This window comes from Spirosoma flavus, assembly GCF_054778555.1.
This window is the reverse complement of record NZ_BAAGZL010000001.1, coordinates 2,274,178-2,300,709: the sequence shown is the minus strand read 5'-3', so window position 1 is coordinate 2,300,709 and position 26,532 is coordinate 2,274,178. Positions and strand designations below refer to the sequence as shown.

Genomic DNA, 26,532 nt, shown 5'->3' with positions numbered 1-26,532 from the left:
ATAGCACGTACGTGCTGGACTTCAACCGTTTACGCTGATTCAGCAGGAGACCAACGTTTCGCATCGGTATAACATATTTCCTCATGACGGATTCACTACGGTCTTAAGCAGCCGGGTTCCTGAGGAGAAATTCAGTAATACCAGATTAACCACGGTCATACCTCTCGTTTTTCAATCCTTTCAACCAATAACGTTTTACCCTTATGGACTACAATCCTGTTAGAATCGACTTATTGCCCGTACCTGTCAACCAGGCCGTATTGCCACAGTCTAGTTTCAAGGCACTTATTGAAGCCAATACCATCGTAGTTACGGAGGATGAAATACGCCATCAGCATATCATCCCCGTATTCGTCAAAGACAATGAGCCGCTGATTAGTCAGAGCGATTTCGTTGATGCCACGTTGGACGCTGTTAGCGATGTCTTTCGGGGTGAGCATATTATGATGCCCCAGCTCCGCGTTTCTCACCCCATAAAAGGTCGTACACCCGATGCCCGAAACAAATCAGCGCATCAGCTTCAAGATTGGGAAAAGACGCTTTACTATGAACGACTGATTTTTGCGATTGAGATAGATTCCATCCAGGAAGTGGTAGGAGACAATACGCTCTCTCTGACCATAGGCGGGGTCAAAGCCTATAACCTGGATAATCTCCACAACCGGAAGGGCGCTAACGAACACTTTAAGGTCTTTATCGGCTTCCAAAACAAGGTATGCACGAACCTATGCGTCTGGACAGATGGTTATTATAGCGATTTACAGGTAAAGAGCCTGAATCAACTGCGGATGGCCATCCACACGTTGCTTCAAGCCTACAACCAGGACAACTTACTACACCGGATGAAGTGCTTACCTGAATACACGCTTACAGAGCAGCAGTTTGCCTTGCTGCTGGGACGTTGCCGTATGTACCAGCATTTACCAACAGTGACTAAGCAAAACATTCAACCTCTGCTGTTTGGAGATACTCAATTAGGGGCAGTCTGCAAAGATTACTACCGGGATGAAAGCTTTTGCCGGGAAGCAGATGGCAGTATCAATTTATGGCGACTTTATAACCTGTTCACAGGCGTCAATAAGTCGAGTTACATTGATACGTTTCTGGATAGGTCGGTCAACGCCTTGCAATTTGTGGAGCAAGTTCGGGCTGGGTTGGATGGGCACAACACAAACTGGTATGTGCAATAAAATCAATAACGGCAAGGGTAATTTCTCTCTTGCCGTTTCCATTACCTTTCGACAGTCCGCTGCCACAATGTCCATATAGGGTAACACGCTTTGGGTCATCCAATACGCACATGCGTAAATCCACTCAGGAGGTAGTTAGAGATTCGTAAATATTACTTTTTAATCCGGCACACCCTGCCACGGTTACTCGCTGTATCAGTATATTGCCAGTCTTTTTTGCAAAAATTTACCCATTTCGAAGAACGACACACAGTCAACCTTATACTTTTTTTACGTAAGAGCCAGTGCCCCAGATGAATCAAAAACTTTCCCTGTCCAAACTCGAACAACTGCTCCTGAAAGCCTGCGATATTCTGCGGGGTAACATGGATGCGTCGGAGTTTAAAGAGCATATTTTCGGCGTGCTTTTTCTGAAGCGCTTGAGCGATAAATTCCATGCCGACCGCAAACGCCTGGAGCAAGACTATAGAAATAAAGGCTTGACTGACGACCTGATACAGATTCAGTTGGAAACGCCTACCAAATACGACTTCTACGTACCCGAACGCTCACGCTGGGAAAACATACGGCACCTGAAAAAAGATGTTGGTACGTTCCTTAACAAAGCCCTGGCCGAACTTGAGGAAGCCAATCCGAATACGCTTCAGGACGTACTGAAAAGCATTAACTACAACAAAAAGGTAGGGCAGAAAGCCCTGGAAGATGCCAAGCTGGTGGAGTTCATCGAGCATTTTGAGCTGATTCCGCTGCGGGACGAAGATTTTGAGTTCCCTGACCTGATGGGTGCTGCTTACGAATACCTCATCAAGTATTTTGCCGATAGTGCTGGTAAAAAAGGAGGAGAGTTCTATACACCTTCTGAAGTTGTAAATCTGCTTACCAACCTGATCGAGCCACAGGAAGGTATGTCGATCTACGACCCGACGGTGGGGTCGGGTGGTATGTTGATTCAGTCGCAGAGCTACGTAGCACAATCGGGAGGGAACACGCGCAATCTGGCCCTATACGGACAGGAAAGCAACGGTACTACGTGGTCACTGTGCCGGATGAACATGCTGCTACATGGCATCTACACCGCCGACATTCGGAATGACGATACCATTACTAAACCCCAGCATCTGGATACCAACGGCGAACTAAAAAGGTTCGACCGGGTCATTGCCAATCCGCCATTCTCGCAGAACTACAGCACCAATGGCATGGAGCACAAAGACCGTTTTCAGGTGTTCATGCCGGAATCGGGTAAGAAAGGTGACTTCATGTTTGTGCAGCACATGATTAGTGTGTTGAAGTCGAACGGGAAGATGGCCGTGATTATGCCGCATGGAGTCCTGTTTCGTGGGGGAGCCGAAAAGCTTGCCCGTGAGTGGATGCTGACGAATGGATTACTGGAAGCTGTTGTTGGCTTGCCTGCCGGATTGTTTTACGGAACCGGTATTCCGGCCAGTGTATTGGTCATTAACAAACAGGGAGCCGCTCAGCGTCGTGAAGTGTTGTTTATCAATGCCGACCGGGAATACAAGGAAGGAAAAAACCAGAATAAACTGCGCCCAGAGGATATCGAGAAGATATCGAACGTATATCGCAATCAACTCGAAGCACCGAAGTACTCCCGGCTGGTACCGTTGGCTGAATTGGCAGCCGAAGACTATAACCTCAACATTCGACGCTACGTCGACAATGCTCCCGCGCCTGAACCGCAGGATGTGAAAGCACACCTCAACGGAGGTATCCCGCTGGTGGAGGTGGATGCTTTACAAGCGTATTTCACTACGTATGCGGGTTGCCGGGATATGCTGTTTACAGAATACAAGCCTGACTACTTACAGTTCGCCGACAACGTAACAGCAAAGGAACAGATCAAAGACCTGATTGAAACCAGTTCCGGTGTTGTGCTGACGCACGCTACGTATCAGCAGGCATTGCAAGACTGGTGGCATCGACATTTACCTGCTATCAAGGCTATCAATAGCCAACGCGCCGTGTTCGACTTGTATCGGCGGTTGCTGCCCGACATTACCGATACGTTGCTGCCATTGGGTATGCTCGACGCGTTTAAAATTCGGGGAGCGTTTGCGGCTTTCTGGAACAACGGAACCATTCTGAGTGACCTGAAATCGGTAGCGGCCAGCGGATGGGGAGCGGCTCTCATTCCCGACGAAGAAATACTACGTTCTCAGTTTGGCGACCTGCTCGACTGGCACGAACAAAATCAGGCACGAATGGCGGAGTTGCAGGCGCTGTTCGAAGAAGCCGAAAGCGAAGACTATGACCCTGATGAGAGTGATAGCGGAGTACTCTCCAAAGAAGCCCTGAAACAACTGAAAGCGGTGGCTAAAACCGACAAGCGGAAAGGTGGTGCTACGTTGTTTGACGACGATGCCGACGACGTACTGGTGATGGCTCCTGCTGAACGTATCGCCCGGCACGACAAACTGGTGAAAGAATTAAAAGACCTGAAGTTCGAAGCCAGAGCGATGGAAAAACGGACGGAAGACCTGGTGGATGCCGCCCGGCAACGTATCACGGCTACCGAAGCTGAACGATTGATTCTTGCCCGTTGGGAACGTACGCTCTACGCTACGTTCGAGGGTTATCTGAAGCAATACCGCCAGAGCTTTATAGCTGCCATTGAAAACCTACACAGCAAATACAACGTAACGTTGAAAGGTCTGCTGACTGAGCGTGAAGCCGAAAATAAAATATTGAACCAGTTTTTGAGTGAATTAGGTTATGAGTGAGTACTATCAAATCGGTAAAATAGCTAATGTTAAAGGTGGCAAACGTTTACCCAAAGGTCACGATTTTGTAGAAACTAAGAATATACCCTATTTACGAGTGGTAGATATGGTAAATGGTGGTATTGACGATTCTGATATAAAATATATCTCCTCGCAGACTGAGAAATTAATAAAGAATTACAAGATAACAGTCGAAGACATTTACGTAACTATTGCTGGAACAATTGGAAATTTTGGTGTCATTCCTCAGAAATTTGATAATGCTCAGCTAACTGAAAATGCAGCAAAACTCAGTGGAATAGATGCTTCAAATTTTAGTATCAACTATCTAGTTTATAAATTTTCTTCAAAGGAAATACAAGCACAAATTTGGCAGGAAATCGGTATAGGTGGCGGTGTTCCGAAGTTAGCTTTACACCGCATCCAGAAAATCAGATTTAAAGCTCCCTCTCTCCCCAACCAACGCAAAATAGCCCGTATCCTCTCGACGATTGACGGTCAGATTGAAAAGACGGAGGCCATTATTGCCAAGTATCAGGCCATCAAGCAGGGCATGTTGCAGGATTTATTTACTCGCGGCATTGATGTCCGCACCGGCCAGCTACGTCCCCGCTACAAAGACGCTCCAGAGTTGTATAAAGAATCATCGCTGGGCATGATTCCGAAGGAGTGGGAGGTGACAACCACAGGAAAAGTGTCACGCTCAATCGTACCGGGTAGATCTAAATCTCAATCTTTCAGCGGTGGAACACCTTGGATTACAACTCCTGATTTTGAGAGTGATTATGTGTCTAAATCTCGTGAGAACTTAGGTTTAAATGACAAAGAGATAAAGACAAGCGGAAACAAAAAAGTACCAGCAAATTCTGTAATTATGACCTGCGTTGGGGAACTAGGGGTTTCTGCAATAAATAGCTGTGAAGTTGTATTGAATCAACAACTCCATGCTTTTGTCCCAAATGACGATTTACTACCTGAGTACCTTCTTTATTCTTTAAGATATGAAAAAAGTCAAATGTTAAGAATAGTCGGGTTTAATGTCGTACCGTACATGAATAAGAGTGTGTGCGAAAGCATAGAAATTAGACTGTCTAAAATTGATGAGCAGGTTGAAATGATGAAAAGGATGATGTCAGCTACCAATACAATATTATCGTCTCAACATTTCCTTTCTAAACTTCAATCCCTCAAACAAGGCTTAATGCAGGATTTGCTCAGTGGGAAAATAGAGGTGAGCGCATAGCCTTACTAATTGCCGCCCTTTACTGAAGAATATTATCTATCATCTTGAACGATTATCACAAAAAAGAAAATTGGCATAGTTGATGTACTAAATTTAGTTAAAACAAGTGCGCCTAAATCGTTAACCACACTCATGAAAATTGCAGACGTTATCCTAAACCGTGTAAACAGAGATTATTTATTACCCTCTATTCAACGTGAGTTTGTCTGGCTCAAAAGTGCTCAGGAAAAGAAGATTGAAAAACTCTTCGATTCCGTCATGCAGGAATACCCAATCGGTACTATCCTGACCTGGGGTATTGACAAAGATCCTAACGCCGAATCGATCAAATGGGAGTTATATAATTTCGTTCAGGACTACGATAAAGATAATCCGCATAATGAACTGGCTAATACCAATGGCTACAACAAACTGTTTCTGTTACTGGATGGTCAGCAGCGTATATCCGCACTCAACATAGGGCTTCGAGGTAAATACTCCTTTACCCTATACAACAAAAAGCGTGAACTGAAGCTGTATCTAAACCTCTTCGGTGATCTTGAAAATGATCTCGATAACACCTACGGGGCTAAGTATCAGTTTGAGTTCAAGAGTAGCGAAGCAGGGAAGCTCGGCGAATTATGGTTTGAAGTCGGAAAAGTGCTGGATTTTCGGGATGATAGTACTGAAGATTTCAAAGAAGCTTACGACGAGTTGATTCGGGAAAATACGACGGATAAAGCCCTCATCAAACAAGCGAAATCGACACTAGGGCAGCTCCATAAAGTAATCTGTTCTGATAATGTGCTTCAGGAACAAGTCGTGCAAACCAACGACGATGAGAAGGTTCTGAATATTTTCGTTCGCACAAACGATGGAGGAGTAAAGCTGGAAAAGGCGGATTTACTGCTTTCGTATATGGAGTCGAACAGAACACTCTTTCAGCCAAAAGGGGCTCGACAGGAGCTCTTTGATTTTGTCGATCAGCTCAACAAAGAAGAGTTGCACAAACCTAACTACAAATTTGGCAAAGATGATGTGTTGAAAGCCTGTCTGGTTATGTCTGATCTGGAAGTACAATACAAGATCAAGAACTTTAACTCAGAAAATCTGGCGATCATTTCTGGTAACTGGCATATATTGAAAAAATACCTGAGTCTGACCGTAAAGTTAATTGCCCAGTATGGCTTTATGCCTCAGAATATTGTTTCGCAGTACGCCTTTATCCCAATTGCTTACTATTTACAGAAAAATAAGTACTCCGATACGTTTATTGCGTCTCAGACAAATGAACACATTGCCATTAAAACCGAGATCATAAAGTGGTTCACCAAAGCCCAGTTAACCGGCGCCTTTGGCAGTTCATCTGACTCTACGTTGAAAACCATTCGCACGGCCATCAACGAGGGCAAGAGCTTTGAAGAAATAAACCTTGGTAAAAAAATAGACCGCGATGATGTTGAGAAATGGTTAAGCCGTGAACATTACCGATCTCGTCTGTCACACTTACTGTTAATGATGATTACGGAGACTCGATACTGGGAAGAGTGCCACCAAGATCATATATTCCCCCTCAGTAAGTTTAAAGATTCTGTTTATGACAAGTATAATTTAACGGCTCAGGACAGGAAATTTTATAATCAACATGCAAACTCCATTGCCAATCTGCATTTGCTGAATAGTTCAGTCAATATCTCAAAAAGCAACAACGATTTTATTGACTGGTCAGCAAACCAAAACAAGGTATTCCTGGCAGCGTCTCATATTCCACCCGATATATTTCTGGGTTTCAATAATTTCACGGAATTTATTCATCTCAGAACAGAAACCCTTACTTCGTTGCTACTCGAAAAGTTGCAATAAGCCATGCGGCAAAAAGTAGATTTCTGGTTGTACAAGGATTGATAGTGATCAGGATTCGTTTGAAGGCAGTATCATAACCATTTCATTGGGTGTCACTACGGGCAACTGGCTTTGGTCAGTCGAACGAAAGTCTTTGATGTTGCCCGTGACGAAATACTGAATGGATTGGTTACCCAAGGCTGTCTGATACTGGAACCCATCCTCCAAGTCTGTTATAGTCAGTAATTGGCTGGCCGCCAGAAAGGTATTTTTATTAGCACTCGCCACCTGCACCAAATTCAGAAAGCTTACCAGGGCATCACGTAATTTCTGTCCCTTTTTTCCTGAACGGTGTAGTACATACGCAACGGTATAGACGGAACCCGCAGAGATGTAAATGGTGATCCGCTTTTCTTCAGCCGCCAGAAACAATGTAGTGGCTTCATCAGCGAATGTATCGTTCCGGTCCAGTAGCCAGTCGAGCACTACGTTCGTATCCAGAAAGATAGTCATAGCCCGTACCGGTCTTTATACATCATGTCCCGAATCTGCTTATCCGTTTTCTTGCTTAATGGTCCTTTAGCAATACCTCGCAAATGTAACGCAGAAGGAATAGCCGACACCGATTCAGGGATGTTGGTATCAACGGGTGTCAAAAGCTGCTCAATCATGGCGGACAATGATGTATGCTGCTGTCGGGCCAGCAGTTTAGCGTTGGCAACTACCCGCTCATCAACCGTCAGGGTCAATTTCACTTTACCCATATACGTATCTTTTTTATTTTTCAGCAAAGATACGTATTACCTGGGGAATCAGAACAGAAAATAAAAGCGCTTAAATCGTTACCTTGCGATTACTTATTCCTTAACCGATGTCTGAATACCTTCACACCGAAAAACCCTTTCTGACGCAATTACAATCCCTAGGATGGACGATCACCAACCAGCCTGCCGGAATTCCCAAAGACCCTGTTAAAAGTGAACGTAGCAGTTTCCGCGAGGTAACCCTAAAGGCCGTTTTCAAGAAAGCCATTTACGAAATCAACACGACCGAACAGGGTGATCCCTGGTTAACCGATACTCAACTGGAAGCGGTATTCGATGAAGTAACGACGCATACCCGTAAGCCGTTGATCGAAGCCAACAAGGACGTCTGGGAAATGCTGCTGGGCAAGCGTAAAATCATCGTTGACCAGAATTACCTGACCGGTGAGCAGTCGGCACCTGTAAAACTGATTGACTTCGCTCACCCCGAACGTAACAGTTTTAGGGCGATCAATCAATTTCGAATCGATACGCCCGGTATGGGCAAAGGATTTATCGTTCCCGACATTGTGCTGTTTGTGAATGGCTTACCTGTAGTGGTGGTCGAATGTAAAGTGCAGAATGAATTTACGGCGAATCCCCTCGATGAAGCCGTAAAGCAGTTACTACGGTATAGCAACCAGCGTGAAACAACCCAGCGTGATGGGCTTAAGGAGGGCGAGGAGAGCTTATTCTGGTTTAACCAGTTTAACATTGCCACCTATGGCGAGAAAGCGTATTACGGAACCATTTCATCGAGTAAGAATCATTACTACGAATGGAAAGACATTTACCCGGAGCCTTACAAAACCTTTACGCCCCCACTAGGAAAGGTACGTTCTCAGGAAACACTCATCCAGGGAATGCTGCTTCCCGCTACCCTACTCGACATTATCCAGCATTTCACCCTGTTCAAGTCCTCAGGAGAAGGTCGTGAGGTAAAGATCGCGTGTCGATATCAGCAATTCCGGGCCGTTGGCAAAACCATTCGTCGGCTCCTGGAAGGACAAACCCCACTCGAACGGTCAGGGGTAATCTGGCACACACAGGGCAGCGGTAAAAGTCTGACGATGGTCATGCTGGTCCGTAAGCTACGTTCTATGGCCGTCTTAAAGGATTATAAAGTGCTACTGGTAAACGACCGAATCGACCTCGAAGATCAGCTGGGCGAAACCGCTACGTTAACTGGAGAGACAATTGATTTTGTAGAAACCACAGCTCAACTCAAAGCCAAACTCGCTACACCCAGTTCCAACGTAGTGATGGTGATGATCCATAAGTTCCAGGAACGTACCCGCACCGACCATTCACTGGTCGGGCAGGCACTTCGTATGGCGGCTGAACCGATTCCTGTTTACTCACGATTTGGTGAAGTGAATCGGTCCGAGAAAATCCTGATTCTGATTGACGAGGCTCACCGGTCTCAGGGGAGTGATATGGGCAATAATATTTTCGAAGCATTCCCAAACTCGACTAAGATTGCGTTCACAGGAACGCCCCTGATTACCGACCGACACAAAAAGAAAACCCACGACCGTTTCGGTTCCTACATCGATCAATACAAACTAACCGATGCGGTCAACGACGGTGCTACGTTGCAGATTCTCTATGAGGGCAAAACGTCTGACGATGCCATCCGAAACAAAAGTCAGTTCGAGGCAAAATTCGAGGATTTAGTACGTGACCATACGCCGGAAGAAATTGAACGTATCAAAAAGAAGTACGGTACGTATAGCGATATTCTGGAAGCCGAAAAACGTATCGAAGCTATCGCGACTGACCTGGTAGACCACTACGTCGATAACATTCTAGTTAATGGCTTCAAAGCCCAGGTGGTTGCCAGTAGCGTACTCGCAGCCGTTCGCTACAAACGAGCCATCGAACTAGCCATTCAGAATCGGCTAGATACTGAGCATTCGAAAGTGCAGCCTGATGCCGAACTCATTGAAAAAATTGCCTTTCTGAAAGCTGAAGCCGTCGTCTCCTCACAAGGAACAAACGAACCCGCTATCATTACTCAAGCCCGGAAGGCATCAATGGCCAATAAAGCCGTCGATAACTTCAAAGAGCGTTTCGACTATACCAAACCGTTGACTGGGATTGCCTTTCTGGTAGTCTGCGATATGTTACTGACGGGTTTTGACGCTCCCATCGAGCAGATTATGTATCTCGACAAGAAGATGAAAGAGCATAATCTGTTACAGGCCATTGCGCGGGTAAACCGAACCTACAAAGGTAAAACGCGGGGATACGTCGTAGACTACATCGGCAACACCAACAACCTCCGTGAAGCACTCACCATTTACAGTGCCGACGACGTAGCCGACATTCTGGATTCATTTCGCGACATTACGTCGGAGATTCCCATTCTGGAGGGACGTTACCGACGACTGATTCAGCTTTTCATTGATAACGGAATTGACCAGATCGATGCCTACGTGCAGCAGACTATCACTGATTCGCAAGTTCGAGCGGCCTTGCTGGAGCGTTGTGTGGAGCTAGGAGAAGATGTAAAGTTTCGTGCCGATTTTGAGGTGTACTATAAGCGTTTTGCTGAGAGCATGGATATCATCTTACCACATGCTGCTGGCAATGTTTACAAAATTCCCGCTCAGCAGTTTGCTCATATCCTATTCACAATCCGGCAACGCTACAAAGACGCCACCCTCGATCTGGAAGACGTTGGCGAGAAGATCAAACACCTCATCAACGCGCACCTGGTAAACCTGGGCATTGACCCCAAGATTCCACCCATTGAGCTTTTCTCCGACCAGTTTGACGAACAGGTTAGCAAGAACACCAATCCGAAGGCAGTCGCTTCGGAGATGGAACACGCCATTCGTAAACACATCAAAGTAAGCTTTGAGGATGACCCATCACTCTACAAAAAGCTTTATGAAAAGCTGGAGGCCATTTTGCATCAGCATCAACTCGACTGGGAGAAGCTCGTACAGGACTTAAAAGCCCTTCGGGAGGAAACGTTGGCCGGACGTAAGCAAAGCGAGGAAGGCGTAACCGTCGTAGAAGCACCCTTCTTCGATTTAATGATGGATTTGGCCTTTGGCAGTAACGCCCCGGACAAAGCAACACGCGAACGCTGTAAATTGCTGAATGCCGACATCATTGAGAAGTTGGAGTCGACCATCGGGTTCATCGACTTCTGGAATCGAGCCTATGAAATTGAGAAGATGAAGAGCGAAATCAGTGATATATTGCTGTTTAGCAAAATACCTCAGCTAGTTGCTCATCGGGAACAAATCGCCAGTGAAATCATGGCGTTGGCCAAGCGTCGGCATAATCAATTAATTGGTCAGTCAGCCACATGAGTGATGTACCTGCCTATACCGTCAAACGTAGTCAGCGGAAAACGCTCAGTATTTACCTGGAGCGAGACGGTACCATTAGTGTTCTAGCCCCCGAGCATTTTACGGATGAGCAGATTCAGGACACCGTTATTAGCAAACGTTTTCAACTGTATAAATATCTAGCTGAGCGTGATGAACTGAATGCTACCCGCAGTTTACGGGAAATTGTCAGCGGTGAAACGTTCCCCTATTTGGGACGAAACTATCGCCTACAACTGGTCGAAAGCCAACCCGTTCCATTGCTGCTGAAAGAAGGCTATTTCTGCCTAAAGCGTGAGGATAAAGGAAGAGCACAGGAGATTTTCAAAGAGTTTTACCGCACAAAGGGCGTACCACGGATTAGCAAACGGGTTAACCACTTTAAAGAGCAGATGGGGGTCGAAAACGGCCAAATCCGGGTGATGGATCTACAGCACCGCTGGGCCTCCTGCTCAGTAGCCACTGGTGATCTGAATTTCCATTGGAAATGTCTGATGGCTCCCCTATCGATTCTGGATTACATCATCGTGCATGAAATGGCCCATCTGAAGTTTGATAATCACTCTGATGCCTTCTGGAACGAAGTCGACAAAATCATGCCTGACTACCGCGAACGGAAAAGCTGGCTGCGTTTCAACGGAGCGGGTATGGATTTATGATTGCTTACAATAAATGAGCGATTAGGAAAAAGTACGCGTAGACGAGGCACGCTTTACCTCCATCATTAACAGCAACATTGCCTTCTGTTCTTCATATCGACGAGGGAGCAAAACGGCTAGGGTCGCATTATTTTTAAATAATTTTCGTAGGAACCACTTACCTTTTTTCTACTTACCAGATATAGAGGAAAAGCTATGAAAAAAGGCTTTTCTTCGATTTAGTATGTAGAGTTATTTGACTTACGAGGAGAGTGATACTGTACATTATCCACCATCGAAAGGCAGCTAATTAACGTGGTTTCCCAACTATTACTACGCAGAGTATGATAGTTACGTCAATGGCCTATATGTGATAGGCGAAGATTAATAGTTTAGGCAACCACCCATTAGTAACATCCGTTTAGTAAATCGATTAGAATAGTTACTCACAAACCGATATATTTCAAGTCAAATTTTTCTATGTATGATGAAAAGTCTACTTTTAACAGGCTTTATTTGCTGGTCATTGGTTAGCACGGTATTCTGGCAAAATCCTTCTCCCAATTACCGTACTCATCAGCAACTGAGTCAAAGGCCTGCTGCAGCCACTGTGTTCATTTGCGGAGGTCGAAGCGCGTATGCTTATCATTCTTACCAATGTCATGGACTTAATCGGTGCCGCTCGGCCATTAGCCGAGTTAGTGTGAGTAACGCCAAAAATATGGGCTTTGTACCTTGTAAGATTTGCTACTAACTTAATCCAATATTTAGGCACTCCGAATAGCCTTGATGGAGTTTAACAGGCTTGGAGAAATCTATTTTTAGGAATCGTAATAAACAGTTTTAGTAAATATCAGCGCTTGATTCATCATGATCATTTACAGTCGTCTACTACCGAAAAGTAAATGAGTTTACCAGAATTGAATATATACTGATCAACCTTTATAAATAGATAATTAAATAAGTATGTTTGCCATTCTGTTTTAGATCGTATTCACACTATTACATTTACATGAGGAACTTATATCTCTATTTAACCTTACTGTGTTTTATTTCAGCGAGTTGCAGCCAAAAAGCTGTTGTACGCTTTGCCCAAAAACAGCCAGAACTTAGTTCGGGGGATGCATTGACAGAAATAATGTTAATCAAGAAGGCACCACGTATTGTACTTCGGGTACCGAACACTAGGAAGGGGGTTACCAACACACAGGGCACAACTAACCAACGTTCGGATGTCATTAATCCGGTCATAGTTCGGCAAGTGGGCAATGGCCGTTCGTCAGCTAAAGTCCAATATGTTGATTCTCAATACGACGAAACAGCTCTCTATAATGCAATAGAGAAACAACTATTTAAAGAAGGCTTCAGTGTCCGTGATAGAGGACTTTTCAATCAGGTACTTGATGCTAACCAAAGTATTGCCTATTCTAATATCAGCTCCCTAACCGATACTGATTTAATTCTGGAATTGGTCCGCTTGGATAATCCGATTGGTTACACTACTAATGTGTGCTATACTGAATCAGATGATCAACAGAAGCTTATTAATGAGTACCGTGACATGCGGGGCGCATCCGTAGAGTTTAAGCTGGTTTACGTAAAAACGAACGAAATTGTCGGCTCCTATAAAATTCATTATACTCCCTGCCTGGAAGGGTGCCGAGGTATATACAAGAAATCAGGTTCGAAAGGGATTTTCACTAGAAGTTCCTGGCTACGGCCAGGTGAAAAGGCTGAGTTGCGAAAGCTTACCTCTAAACCTTATCAGGCGTTAGATCAGGATGAACTCGAAGCATTTATAACTGATGCGACAAATCAACTCGTAAAATCAATGCGTTAGTAATTACACTCTACACCCTATGAAACAACATTTACTACTTCTCTTCATTCTTTTACTTAAATCAACAGCATTCCTATATGCTCAGGACGCTATTTATACGATTAACGGAAATCGAATAGATAACGCACAAATAACCGATCTAACAGAAGAACGGATTATTTTTAAAGTGCAATCTGATAAAGTGGGGACACGCAGTTTTCAGCGTCAGAACGTTCTTGTTGCCTTCAGAAAAGGAAATTTCCTGGTCATTAATAAGCTGAGTAATGATCTAACTCAAGCCAAACAGGAATTACAAACGTTTCTGACAACAACCGCCTGGCAGGGTAAAGACTACTTGCTGAAAGCTGTACCGTTTGAGATCATTCCAGCAACAATCCGATACGATGAGGGGGTCATAGTTAATTATCTTACTAATGATAATAAACCGGCATCCATCCCCAAGAGTGAACTCATTGCCATTTTCCACAAAGATGGCCGGCATACCTTATTGAAAGAACCATCCGAGGTCACCTCTGTTTTGGCTGATGTAGAAAAACTGATCGGCGCGTCTAGTTCACAAACAACCACGCCAACATCTGTAACTCCTGCCCAAGCTACACCACAACCCTCCCCCGTGGTTACTCCCACACAAGCTCAAAATGTTAGTCAGCAGGCAGCAGATTCCCGACGTAGCAAATTGACTCTTAGTGATACAGAACTTCAGTATTATCGCAAAAAAGGGATAAGCAAAGTTGATGAATTTGCCTCTTATCTAAATGTGATAACAGACAAGTCCCAATCTATGTATGCTAGAAATCAAGCTATTGATCAAGCAGCTTCTTTATTCATGCCTGCGGCTACTATTGAAGTGACATCTAATAATAGACCGGGATCACGAAAATATACAATTCGTACTTACTTAAACAACTTAAAACTACTTCCATATAGCTCAACCCAAATCGAGTGGACTGAGATACAATATCTTAAAGAATTAACACAAGCGACAGATGGCAATTACTACGGTGTCATTACGGCACAACAAACCTTTATCGGTCGTGGTAATGGTACACTTTATAGTGATGTAACTCCAAAGAACGTACGCGTAAAACTAGAGCGGTATCATTTGATCAAAGATGGTCAAGACGATGTAAAGTGGAATTTGCTACTAGGCTCCATTGGCGTATCAGTTCAGTGAATTTGCTCTTGACCGTGAATAGGCTATTCTTTGTATTATTGATGATTCCCCTTTTGTCTCAAGCTCAGGAGATGTCTAACTCCAACTGCCTCCAAGTCAAAGGAATAGTCATAGATCAAGCTACTAAACAGCCAGTCTCTTCGGCCCAATTGATAGCCCTGACTGCGAGTGCACGAATTCCTTTGAGTACTAGTGGAGATTCAGGCAAGTTCTCGGGATGGCTTCCCTGTGGGGTTATGTCACTGCAAATTAAACATGCAGGCTACCGGCCCCAGAATATTGCCATTCAACTGCCGAAAGGTATTAATACCGATTTGATCACGGTGTTATTGCCGCTAGTATCAGTGGATAAACAAAGCTTGGATAAACCGTATATGCAAACGGAACAGACGAGTTATGTCCAGTCTGATTTTACAACAACCGACTCATTATCCAAAACCAGTCAACGTGTTCAGCATGATACGTTTATGATTACGGATGCAATTCAGAATAAACCCTTGTCCGCTACTGTTTGCTTTTTCTACACAAAAACAGGAGCCAAAAAGTGCATAAAATCAGGACCAGATGGATCAGTAAACGTTAATTTTCAGCAAAAAGACATAGTCGCCCTGGAGGTTAATGCGACTGGCTACCAACCTTATGTGGGCAATATGCTTATTGAGCATCTGGATGGCCGTACGTATAAACATGAAATTAGGCTACAACGCAATCTAACAATATTGACAGTCAATGCGCCGAACGCTTATCAGTGTGAGCTTCTCGCCAAAAAACAGACGATACTGCTCTCTCCTTTGGTAGGCTATGATCACCAGTTTGTTGCCTACGACTTACTACCCAAATCATTTGAACTAATTGTCAGTTACCCAACACAAAAAGTTAAACAGCCTATGCGACTGCATACTGGTCTGAATTTTACGACTGTCCTCCAACCCCAACCTAACTCATCAGATCAAGCGTTTATCAATTCTAAAACAAAGACTTCAACATCGGGTATGACTGAGTTAGGCAGTCAGGTTTCACTTATCCTCCCTGATTCTATTCCAATCATTTACTTTGAGCAAGGTAGCTATCAGCTAAGAAGTGACTCACAAGCCGTGTTAGTACAAGTCGCAGATTATTTAAAAAAACACGCATCGTATACCTTACAGATTACTGGTCATACTGATAATGTAGGTAACCCGCAAATTAATCAAACACTGTCCTTGTATCGAGCCCGCGCAACCGCTACTTTTTTAACCAGTAAGGGTATTCCAGAACATCGTCTTGTCAAGGAAGGAATAGGCAGTATTCAGCCCATAGTGCCCAACACAACGGAAGCTAACAGAGTACTGAATCGACGGGTGTCCTTAAAACTAATTACGGCTCAATGAGAAAATTTTACCCGGTAGTGGCTGTTTTTTGGCTTGTCTGTTTATTCATTGGAACGATCGCCTGTCATCAAGAACCAGCTATACCTTCCTCTGCTATTCCAGTAACTTGTCAGGTTTATAGCATTGTAAATGTCAATGAAGCTGTTCACGATACTACTTACTATCAATACAATACGTTCGGTTCTGTAGAAGAAATCGTATATCGTCAGTGGGTGAATGATCGACTCACAAATAGTACCAAACAAAAATTCGTGTACTCTGCTGATCATTATCTGACTACACTAAGTGAACAGCGCATTTCATATACTTCTACAGGTATTCAGACCCAAGAAAGCAAAACCTATACATATACGTATCAGGAGGGACAAGTACAGCAGGTGACTATTACTAATGCTCAATCCGGGCAAGCTGTTGGATTTTGGCTCTATACGTATGAAATGGGGAAAGTTAAAACTTACGTCGAAACAGATGCTCAAAAATCGGCGATTCGGACCTTCACTTTTAATGCAGCCGGAATACTTTCATTAGCCACGGAGTTAAACGCTGACATACAGCTGACAAATGGAAAAGTAACAAAAAAAGCACTGAAAGATGGAACAGTCACCATCTTCCAATATGACAACCAAGGTCAGCTACAAAGCGAAAAGCTCACGACTGCAACGACTCAGACCGAACGTAACTTCACTTACGACAACCGTCCGCATTGGAATAAAACCCAGCTATTATTCCGAGGCATTCCTTTACTCGACCTCGGAGGACACACATCAGTTCATAACGTCATTACGAGTAACCTTCGGCAATCCGAGAATGGACGTATAATTCGAGATCAGTCATTTAATTATCAGTACCAGTATAACAAAGCCAACTATTCAACCGGATACTCACGAAGTGATGGTATCCGGCAACGTATTTTTTACGCTAACTGCCAATGAAGTACACATTAACATTATTCTTTTTATTAGCGCTATTGCTGGTAGACATACCTGTGCTCGCACAGAAAGGCGTAAAGATTTATACGGCTAGAGTCAATAGTGATCAAAAAAAAGGGCCAATAACGAAGCGCGACAGGGATGAAATTACATTTCAGGCTAAAGACAAGATTGCAAATTTAGAGACTCTACTTGGGTTATTGAGCAGCACAGATATTACAGAGTCGGAGCGAAATTCCGTAATTCGAAACAGCTATTTGCCGAATCAAAACCAACTATTTTACAATGATGCTATCATTATAGAAGATGACATTGATCCCAAACACGTAAATGCAGATAATACAGCTGATCTAAAGGTTGAACGGTATCTGCGAGACCTGGATTTATTTTATACGAAGTCAGCCAACCCTACTATAAAATTCTCCCAAATTGTTTCTTCAGCTGTTGTGGAAGGGAAAGAGTATCCGTATATAAAAGTATTCTTCACCTCAGTTTTTACAGGTAAGCATAATCAGTTCAACACGCCGTATAAACCACTACAGCGTGTGGCGGAACTAAGAGCTGATAAAGTCGACGGCAAGTGGCGTACATTTATTATACGCTTAGGCTTTTTAAGGCCGGGCGAGGGTCTAACCGTACTGAGTGCTCCTGTCATTACCCAGGATTTTAGGGCAAAACCTCACATCAGAGGTAACGAATTATTATTTAAAAGCACTGAAAATACAGATTCAGTTACCGTTCGTTGGGATAAGCGTTGGCTTAATGTAATCCAATCATCGACTCAAGCACTACCCCTTGGCTTCTTCCAGCGCAGTTCCGAAGGCGCAGTTAGTCAGGAGAAGATCAGCATCATGCTAACCAATGATGATCAGCGACTCACTTTCCGAAGAATTGATGGTACAGTACTAACGTTCCTACAAACATCACTATCAACTGATGAAGAACGGGAGCGACTTAAACACAAGTATAAAACATTGGGCTGGCTTCAGATCGTTACTGGGACGTTTGCGCTGGGTGCTGGCTACGCTGGCTACCATTCACTACAACAAAGTCATAGCGACTATATAAATCGCCTGAGCGCATTGAATAATGAATATGCTATCTGGCAGACTTTATCTCAGCAACCGGCTGGTTCTCCAGCAACACCAATGACATTTACTAATTATGCCCAGCCGGGAATTTATGCTGTTTATGGCAGCGGTATTATTGGTAGTGGCTTGCTTATTAATGGCATCAGGCATCTGCTAAAGGCGGGAAAAATATAGACGTAGAATTAAGATTAGCGCAATCGACCACACGATAAGTTCTGTTTTTCATGGATATAGGTTTACATAGATACTGGCTGGTTATCCTACTTTTTTTTAATTATTTAATAGCAGCAAATGCCCAGACCAGTCTAACACTGACATACGGTGATCCTGCGGCTAATCCCGAACTGGCTTTCGATGGAAATGTTTTTCAAGCAGGTTCCGAAATCGGGGACGCTTCCTTTTACGCCAAATTTGGCGGGAATGGAACACGGTATTTCGAGATCGATTCTCCAGGCGAAAATGTAACCAAACAGATAAGTAACGATGGTTTTGTAGCGATTCGTCCGGTCGCTAGTATGGTCATTGATCAATCTAAAATCAAAGCATTTTCAGGACCAGTTAGCGGTTCTATCGTCATTACAGTAAAGCCACTTAGTATTACTACTGTTAATACAAACGTAGTAACGGAGACCTCACCCGGCTCCGAAATAATAGTTTATTACCGAACAGGAGCAGGAACATTTCCTGTCGCCCTTACGGCCCGTAAGTTCAAAGTGCAACTACTAACGGCGGATGGAACTTTGGTAGGTGATTTGCTCAACGCTACAGATCAGTACAGCGGTCGGGAACAAGCGGGCTCCAGCGCCGGAGGGCTTCGTTCGATTAGGGCGACGATACCGTCAGCAACAACTTCCGGTTTGTATCGGGTTCAGGTAGTCACACAGGGACTTATGAATAATGTATATGGCAGTCTCAGTTCTTCATTTACGATAAGGACTAGTTCCCCAACGATTACCGGTATTTCAACGAGTAGCCTCTCGGGTAGTTTCTGTGCAGGCTCGACAGTGACCTTCCCCTTTTCAACGACGGGTACATTTCCGAGTGGTAATACATTTAAAGTTCAGTTAGTCAATACAAATGGTAGTGTATCACAAGACCTGCCGGGTTTAAGTTCTACTTCGCCAATCAGAGCTACATTGCCCACTGACCTGACAACTGGAACGTACCGTTTTCAGATAGCCGCCACAGCAACTAACGTACAAAGTAATATCGGCTCATTCACCGTATCGTCACTGCCCACAATGACAATATCAGGGAGTTCAACTATTTCGGCTGGCACAACGGCACCTATACGTTTAGACTTTACAGGTACCGCTCCATGGTCGTTTACGTATACTGACAACGGTATTACGCGTGCGGGGCTTTCATCTTCTAATTCAACGACAATAAACCCCACGTTTTTGGCGTCGACCGATTATGACAAAACCTTTATAAAAGCCTTTACAGACAGTAGATGCGGAGTAAGCAATGTTATTAATGGATTCGCTCAAATCACTGTCGGACAAACAACCATTACAACAGGCCCACTACCAGGAACTTACTGCCCTGGAACGGCAACTCTTGTATCGTTTACAGCCAGCAGTTCTCTGCCGACGAGTGCTGTTTATTTAGTTCAGATCTCTGATGGGTCTGGAAGTTTTCAAAACGCGCAGAATATAGGTAATGGGATGACCAGTCCTATTTCTGTAATCATTCCTTCAACTTTATTTTCGGGGACAGGCTACCGCATTCAGGTAATGGTACAAAAACCGACAACCTCCGGTACGCCAGATTATAGTAATTCCATTACCCCTGTATCAAGTCCAATAACTCTGAGTCGTCCTGATAATCCGAACGTAACTAATTTAACCATTTGCTCTGGAAACACAACAATGCCGTTGAGTGCTACAGGAATGAACCTCAAATGGTACACAACCAGCACTGGTACTCAACCCCTAAACAGTGTACCAACCCCACCAAATAATCAATCCAGCACGTATTACGTTAGCCAGACGATTAACGGATGTGAAAGTGCACGTCAACCATTATCAGTATCTGTCATTGCTATACCAATTGCACCTTCCGTTAACAGCGTTACCCTTTGTCAAGGGGGGCAGGCACAACTACCAATTTCTGTTCCTAATGCACTTTGGTATTCTACTGCTTCAGGGGGAACAGGGTCTTCGCAGCCACCAGCGGTCAATAGTCAGACAGCAGGAGAACAAACATTCTATGTTACTCAAACAACAAATGGCTGCGAAAGCTCACGGAGTGCTGTTAAAGTGGTGGTCAGCAATCTACCAGCCGCTCCCAGCTTACCAGCATCTACATCATTTTGCCAGAATGCAGTTGCAAGCTCACTAACTGCAACAGGATCTTCCCTGACATGGTATAATTCGTCTGGTAAACTCCCAGGTTCACCTGCCCCTAATACATCATTTGCAGGAACCCAGTCTTATTCAGTAAGCCAAACTGTGAACACATGTGAGAGCGCGCTGGCCGCAATTACAGTCCAGATTATGGCTGCTCCAAATCCTCCCTTAGTCACCAATTCGCGATATTGTGTAGGAGAAAACCCGCGTTCCCTAACGGCGACAGGTTCTAATCTGAAATGGTATATAACCGCTACGGGTGGCACGGGTCAGGCAAACTCACCAAGCTTCGTCACCGACGCGGCAACTGCTTATATTTTCTACGTATCTCAAACAGATGCTAATGGCTGTGAAAGTACTCGTCAGTCAGTACAAGTATCGATAGTAGCTACGCCTTCCGCCCCAGCTGTCAACAGCGTTTCAATCTGCCAGGGAGGACAGGGTCAGTTTTCCAGTTCTGTACCAAACGCCTTATGGTACACATCGGCCACTGGTGGTACTGGCTCAACTCAACCTCCAACGCTGAATAACCAAAATACTGGCAATCAAACAGTTTATGTAACTCAAACCATTAATGGTTGTGAAAGTCCACGGGCTGCTGTTCAAGCAACCGTCTTTGCTATACCCAATGCCCCAGCGATTCCAGCACCCACCTATTTATGCCAATTTAGCACGGCTAGTTCGCTGACAGCTACTGGCTCCAACCTGAGCTGGTATAATCAGTCTGGTAAATTACAAGGCTCTCCTACTCCTAGCACATTATCGGCAGGTTCACAATCTTATTCGGTTACGCAGACTGTTAATACTTGTGAGAGTCCACGTACAACAGTCAGTGTTATTGTACGCTCTGCTCCATCACCGCCTGTTGCAAATTCTGTCCGATTGTGTGTTGATGAAGTTCCCCGTCCGCTAACTGCAAACGGATCAAGCCTAAAATGGTATTCAACAGCTACGGGCGGCACTAGTTCCAACACATCGCCCGCTTTCTTCACGGAAACCGCAACAGTTCTAACCTTTTATGTAACACAAACCGACACCAGTGGATGCGAAAGCTTACGACAACCCGTGTCTGTATCTGTAATTGCTCGTCCTGCGGCTCCTAGCGTTACTGCGAATCAGATCCTATGCCAATCAAGTAAAGTGGGGGCCTTAACCGCTTCCCCCAGCTCGAATCTGATTTGGCAAGGGCCAGGAATTACGGGCAGCGGTGAAGTGGCGCCTATCCCCGTTACATCCCAGCCAGGCACCTTTACATACCTAGTTGCTCAAAAGATTGATGGATGCGATGGCTCTAAGGCTCAGATTAATGTGACCGTTGTACCATTACCCTCCGCACCAGGAGTTCAGTCAACAGTTGCGTTCTGCATTGGAGCAACGAGTATTCCACTCTCAGCTACCGGCTCCAATTTGACCTGGTATTCTGCTGCCGATCATTCTGGTCCAGCATTGACACGAGTACTACCAAGTACAAACCAAGCTAATACAACAACGTATTATGTTACCCAGAAAGACGCCAATAATTGTGAAAGCTTGAATAGTACCGTTGAGGTCCGTGTGTCACCCAAAGCTACAGCTACAATTTCCGGCGACGGTGCCATATATCCGGGAGACAGCACTGCTATTCGTGTCCGGCTAACTGGTGATGCACCTTGGACATTCACTACAAACTGGAACACTAAACCAGTAATCATTAACAACTCAAAAGATTCGCTCTATGTAGCATGGGTACGCCCAACCAGTACAACCACCTATACAATTAGTAACCTAACTAGTTCATGTGGGCCAGGTGAAGTAGGAGCTCCTTATGTGCTACGTGTCAACGTCCCTCTGGGTAACCAATTAAGCCCCGAACCAATATCAATCGTCGCTTACCCTAATCCCGTTACTAATAATTTATTGGTTGAATGGCATTTACCTATAAAGCAGGAGGCAACCTTACAAATTATTGACGTGAAGGGTACAATCCTTCGGCAGGTCACACGATTATCAACTCCCACATCCCAGACTGAAATCTTTCAACTGGATGGCCAACCTGCTGGACTGTATTTTTTGAAAGTAAAGACGAAAACCGACATAATCATAAAGCGAATTACCAAACAATAGACTACTAAGTCATAACTTTCTATGTCCACACTGTTTGAACTCATTAGTTTATTGACCAAGGGCGTCATGTTAATTGCCAGAAGCCGCTCTGCACTTATGCTTACCCTATTAATTGCCCTTTTTATAGCTGGCCTATCCTGGTTTCTGTGCAACAACTACGTAAAGCTTTGGAATCGGCGTTTTCGATTAACGACAACTCATCAAGTTCTAACTTTAATAGCTAGCGTTCTAACTTTCTTTTTCGTATTAGCTTTCAGCGGGCTAAAGTACATGAAGGATGTTGCAACGACTATAGTCAGCGTTTGGGAGGGCTATGAAATCAAAGCTGACGAGCAGTGGGGTAAGGCAGCGTTTAGAGATGCTTACTATAAAATAAAAGCACTAAATGTCGAAAACTTCGATAACCAACCAGTTCCAGAACAAGGGGGCCATCTTATTCCTGTAACGAAAAAAGCCTCACAAGAGCTGGCAGCTAAGATATATGCTAGTGCTGCTTGTGCGCATTTTGATAAAGAACATCCGTTTTTGAGTAAAATTATCTGGTCAAATGCAGCAAAATCAGCAGATAATATATCAAGTGACGTAGCAAACTATTTTATGAACAATCCCGGCAGTACTTATTCGGCGGAAAAAGCAATTGATATCTCTGCTGGGACTATAAAAACTCAACTTTCCCTGCAAACACCACGCACTGTTACCTTATCGCGCATTGTATTGCTAGTCTTATACCTAATGGTTATGTCTATCCCTCTAGGGGCAATCGGATATGCTGCCTATAAAGACATACGAATTAGGAAATAGCTGCCTGCTTATAAATTAAAACAATCATTTACTATGGCAAATCATTTACTCATTGGATTGGGGGGTACAGGTGGCAAGGTCATTCGTGCTTTTCGTAAAACCATTTATCAGGAGTTCCGAAAGACTAATCCAGATAAAACCCACATAGGCTATTTGTACGTCGATTCCAGTGAGGAACTGATGGGCATTGAGGACTCAACCTGGAAAATCTTGGGCAAGAGCGTTCAACTCGGTGAAAACAGTAAAGTGCGTATTAAGGGGCAAGATCTTAAATCAGTTCTTAACTCCGTCGATCAATATCCGGGTATTCAGCCGTGGATTGGCGACCGTTCTACGTGGAATGACGTCCTAGGTAGCTTAGTTGGTGATGCTGCGGGTGGGCAGAAGCGACGCTTGGGCCGATTCCTTATGGCAACGAATATCCAAGCCGTCAATAATGCACTTCGAGCACAAGTGCAAGACCTCCAGCAGGCTTCGATGGACCAAAACGTAACCTTTCATATCTGTTGTGGCTTGGCTGGTGGAACCGGTAGCGGTACAGTTGTAGACATGGTTTCACAAATTAGGAAACAATACAGACCGACGGGACCAGGGCAGTATCGGATTGTGATTTATGCGTTTTTACCTGATGAACAGCCTAAGCCCAACCGGGATATGACTGGATTTTATCATGCTAATGGCTATGCAGCTCTGCGCGAACTGAATGCTCTAAGCATTGGCACATTTAAGCCGGTTGACTTAACAGCCGAAAATAGTACACAATTACAATTAGACCTGCAAGACCCATTCAATGGCTGCTATCTATTTTCGAATCAGAATGAGAATGGTTATCTGGTTGATGTCGATCAGCGATTACCAGAAGTTATTGCCGACTTTCTTTATCAGAAAATAGTTGCGCTTGAGACAGTACAGGTAGCTGGGCAGCAAGCTCATCCTCAGGCTGAGTTCAGCCGTCAAGAGAACGCAGAGAATGGCGATAGTAGCCCAGAACCTTCGCCAAATGATCCGAATATGATGGAGCGAAGCAAACGCTTCCTCACATTTGGTTTAAAGCGGATTGCAATTCCAGAAGAGGAAATTAGAGAATATACAACGCTGACCCTGGCCAATCAGGCAACTCAACACTTGCTGTACAACAACTGGAACGATAATACCGGCTGGGATAACAAGGCTAAGAATATCGATTTCACATCGTATGTACAGGACAAAGCAAATTTGGAAGCATGGTCGCTTACCAACGACCATTTGATTTATTCCAAAGGCATACTTGAAAGCGATAAGGCAAACAAAAACTGGCGTTTAATTAGCGAGTACTGGCCTGTAGTGGCCGGGCCGATGATGAATACTGCTATGAACGAGGACTGGTCGCAGTGGCTGCGAGAGGTGGAGCGACTGTTCGCTGAAAAGTTTGATAATGAGTATCGTGGGGCCGGTGTCAAGACTTTTTACGCTAACAAGGATTCGGCCAAACACGCTATTGCAACTGAAATGATTCAGTCATTGGAAAGCAAATTAATCGATTTATGGAAATCTGGACAATATTCCATGTTCGATATTCAGAAAATTACTGAGCAGCTTAGCGTTTGGGTACGCGATAAAATAAATGAAGTCGATGGCCGCATAACGAAGCTTCGATCGGAGATACCTAACGAAGAAAATAAGCTCAGCGATAACAATAAGCAATATAGCAGCATTGGCGTCTTATCACGGGGTATGGGCAAACACAAAAACATGCTCATTGCCCATACAGAGGTACTATCGCAATGGTATCGCCAGCGCACGACATTAGCGGGATGGGAGTTTGCCAAGTCGTTACTAGGCAGTTATGACATTCTTCTGGCTGCCCTACAAAAAGACATTGCTAAAACAGTTCAAACACTGTCAGTATCTATTGAGAAGTTCTCCACCGAATTAAAGGAGCGTTTGCAGGATAATGGTCGGGATTTAAATGAGCACGTCGTACGCTTTTACGATAGAAATAAAGTTACTCAGGCACTACCAAATTTCGTCCAAAATAAGAATCTCCAACATACCACAGCTGGTAACGTTCGTAGCAAACTGCTGGGCATTCTGGGGAGCAATCCGACATTCGGCAACTTCAATAGTAAAATCACTTCAACAGTTTTTCAAGACACATTGTCCGAAACTTCGGAAGAGAATGCGGCTGTGTGGCATGCCAGTCTCAATAAACCGCAGCAGTTCATGGGGCAGAGCATCATCGACAAATTACAGGAAGAATACGCTGGCAACCCTAACGCGCTGACTGTCTTTATTCGAGACATCGTCAAGCAATCAGGCAGTTATCTTCGGTTTAATTCAGATGAGATCAACAAAAGAGGCGACGGTATTCCAGTGAGGCCTAATAGAGTCACTACATACACGATTATAATCCCCCACGTACCTAGTTCACAAGCATTCGTTACACAACTGGAGCAAGCATTCCGTCAGAATATTTCAACGACGGGCAACGTCAGCGTTTCTATCGTGCCGCAGAACGATCCACGTCGGCAGCACGAAATTGTACTAATGACGGTGACAAATCTGTTTCCACTACGATTCGTCGGGCAACTCAATTACCTTAAACAGGGCTATGACAGACAGGTGGTTCATCACCCAAATGACGCCGAGAAAGCAAAGAACCGGATGCTACTTCATTTGGAAGGAGATGGTACGCAACACCCGGATCTATATATTAAGACAATCACTCGTAATGAATATACTCCTTTTCTAATTATCGCCGTTGCAATGGGTCTGTTCGCAGAACTCGAAGATGAACGGGGGATGAAGCAACTAGCCTTGCTACGAAAAGATAAGTATGGCCTAGATGCTGACCCAGTCTTCCTAGGTAGCGACTTGCATCATGCACAGGAAAATATGCCAATAAAGGATTTAGCAGCCCTCAAGCAAGAGGTTGAAGCTAAATTGTCTGGTGAATTTCTACATATAAGCAAACGGAAAGAACTACAAGAGAAGGTGGTTAAAGAAATTAATGCCTTTAAGGTCAAAAGAGGCAATAGTATTACCGACCCAGTTTTTGTAGCGTTCCGAAATGCTGGCACCCAGGCGCTTGACATCATTAATTCCTAATCCTCA

General features: G+C 44.4%; 16 protein-coding genes. 14 read left to right on the top strand and 2 right to left on the bottom strand.

Annotation, left to right across the window (positions count from 1 at the left end):
* The first annotated feature begins 203 nt into the window (after nt 1–203).
* From ACYVF1_RS08930 to ACYVF1_RS08915, 4 genes are all read left to right on the top strand, one after another.
* Complete coding sequence (locus tag ACYVF1_RS08930; RefSeq protein ID WP_461077707.1) at nt 204–1,190, top strand: DUF3871 family protein; 987 nt, start codon at nt 204–206, stop codon at nt 1,188–1,190.
* A gap of 293 nt (nt 1,191–1,483) precedes the next feature.
* The gene (locus ACYVF1_RS08925; RefSeq protein WP_461077706.1) at nt 1,484–3,931 is read left to right on the top strand and encodes a type I restriction-modification system subunit M; all 2,448 of its coding nucleotides are present in this window, start codon (nt 1,484–1,486) and stop codon (nt 3,929–3,931) included.
* Entirely contained in the window at nt 3,924–5,174 is a 1,251-nt protein-coding gene (locus tag ACYVF1_RS08920) for a restriction endonuclease subunit S (RefSeq protein ID WP_461077704.1), read from the top strand. Before ACYVF1_RS08925 ends, ACYVF1_RS08920 begins: the two co-directional genes overlap by 8 nt.
* A gap of 132 nt (nt 5,175–5,306) precedes the next feature.
* Entirely contained in the window at nt 5,307–7,016 is a 1,710-nt protein-coding gene (locus ACYVF1_RS08915; protein WP_461077702.1) for a DUF262 domain-containing protein, read from the top strand.
* A gap of 48 nt (nt 7,017–7,064) precedes the next feature.
* On the opposite strand, the gene ACYVF1_RS08910 is transcribed toward ACYVF1_RS08915, so the two are convergent.
* Together ACYVF1_RS08910 and ACYVF1_RS08905 are read right to left on the bottom strand one after the other, a co-directional pair.
* Nucleotides 7,065–7,508, bottom strand: coding sequence for a type II toxin-antitoxin system VapC family toxin (locus tag ACYVF1_RS08910; RefSeq protein WP_461077700.1), 444 nt, complete (start codon nt 7,506–7,508; stop codon nt 7,065–7,067).
* Nucleotides 7,505–7,786 carry a DUF6364 family protein gene (locus tag ACYVF1_RS08905; protein ID WP_461077698.1) on the bottom strand — a complete coding sequence of 94 codons (282 nt, stop codon included), beginning with the start codon at nt 7,784–7,786 and terminating at the stop codon, nt 7,505–7,507. The genes ACYVF1_RS08910 and ACYVF1_RS08905 overlap by 4 nt, the downstream gene beginning before the upstream one ends.
* Nucleotides 7,787–7,866: 80 nt before the next feature.
* Between ACYVF1_RS08905 and ACYVF1_RS08900 the strand changes: the two genes are divergently transcribed.
* From ACYVF1_RS08900 to ACYVF1_RS08855, 10 genes are all read left to right on the top strand, one after another.
* The gene (locus tag ACYVF1_RS08900) at nt 7,867–11,124 is read left to right on the top strand and encodes a type I restriction endonuclease subunit R (protein ID WP_461077696.1); all 3,258 of its coding nucleotides are present in this window, start codon (nt 7,867–7,869) and stop codon (nt 11,122–11,124) included.
* Complete coding sequence (locus ACYVF1_RS08895) at nt 11,121–11,801, top strand: M48 family metallopeptidase (protein WP_461077694.1); 681 nt, start codon at nt 11,121–11,123, stop codon at nt 11,799–11,801. The genes ACYVF1_RS08900 and ACYVF1_RS08895 overlap by 4 nt, the downstream gene beginning before the upstream one ends.
* A 991-nt stretch (nt 11,802–12,792) precedes the next feature.
* Nucleotides 12,793–13,620: a hypothetical protein gene (locus ACYVF1_RS08890; RefSeq protein ID WP_461077692.1), complete on the top strand. Its 828-nt coding sequence runs from the start codon at nt 12,793–12,795 to the stop codon at nt 13,618–13,620.
* A 19-nt stretch (nt 13,621–13,639) separates the two neighbouring features.
* On the top strand, nt 13,640–14,794 hold the full coding sequence (locus ACYVF1_RS08885) for a hypothetical protein (protein WP_461077690.1): 1,155 nt from the start codon (nt 13,640–13,642) through the stop codon (nt 14,792–14,794).
* Between the two features lie 236 nt (nt 14,795–15,030).
* Nucleotides 15,031–16,164, top strand: coding sequence for an OmpA family protein (locus ACYVF1_RS08880; protein WP_461077688.1), 1,134 nt, complete (start codon nt 15,031–15,033; stop codon nt 16,162–16,164).
* On the top strand, nt 16,161–17,096 hold the full coding sequence (locus tag ACYVF1_RS08875) for a hypothetical protein (protein ID WP_461077686.1): 936 nt from the start codon (nt 16,161–16,163) through the stop codon (nt 17,094–17,096). The genes ACYVF1_RS08880 and ACYVF1_RS08875 overlap by 4 nt, the downstream gene beginning before the upstream one ends.
* On the top strand, nt 17,093–18,358 hold the full coding sequence (locus ACYVF1_RS08870) for a hypothetical protein (protein ID WP_461077684.1): 1,266 nt from the start codon (nt 17,093–17,095) through the stop codon (nt 18,356–18,358). Before ACYVF1_RS08875 ends, ACYVF1_RS08870 begins: the two co-directional genes overlap by 4 nt.
* Before the next feature lie 50 nt (nt 18,359–18,408).
* The gene (locus tag ACYVF1_RS08865; protein ID WP_461077682.1) at nt 18,409–22,638 is read left to right on the top strand and encodes an Ig-like domain-containing protein; all 4,230 of its coding nucleotides are present in this window, start codon (nt 18,409–18,411) and stop codon (nt 22,636–22,638) included.
* A 21-nt stretch (nt 22,639–22,659) separates the two neighbouring features.
* The gene (locus ACYVF1_RS08860) at nt 22,660–23,439 is read left to right on the top strand and encodes a hypothetical protein (protein ID WP_461077680.1); all 780 of its coding nucleotides are present in this window, start codon (nt 22,660–22,662) and stop codon (nt 23,437–23,439) included.
* A 33-nt stretch (nt 23,440–23,472) separates the two neighbouring features.
* Nucleotides 23,473–26,526 carry a tubulin-like doman-containing protein gene (locus ACYVF1_RS08855; protein ID WP_461077678.1) on the top strand — a complete coding sequence of 1,018 codons (3,054 nt, stop codon included), beginning with the start codon at nt 23,473–23,475 and terminating at the stop codon, nt 26,524–26,526.
* The last annotated feature ends 6 nt before the right edge of the window (nt 26,527–26,532 follow it).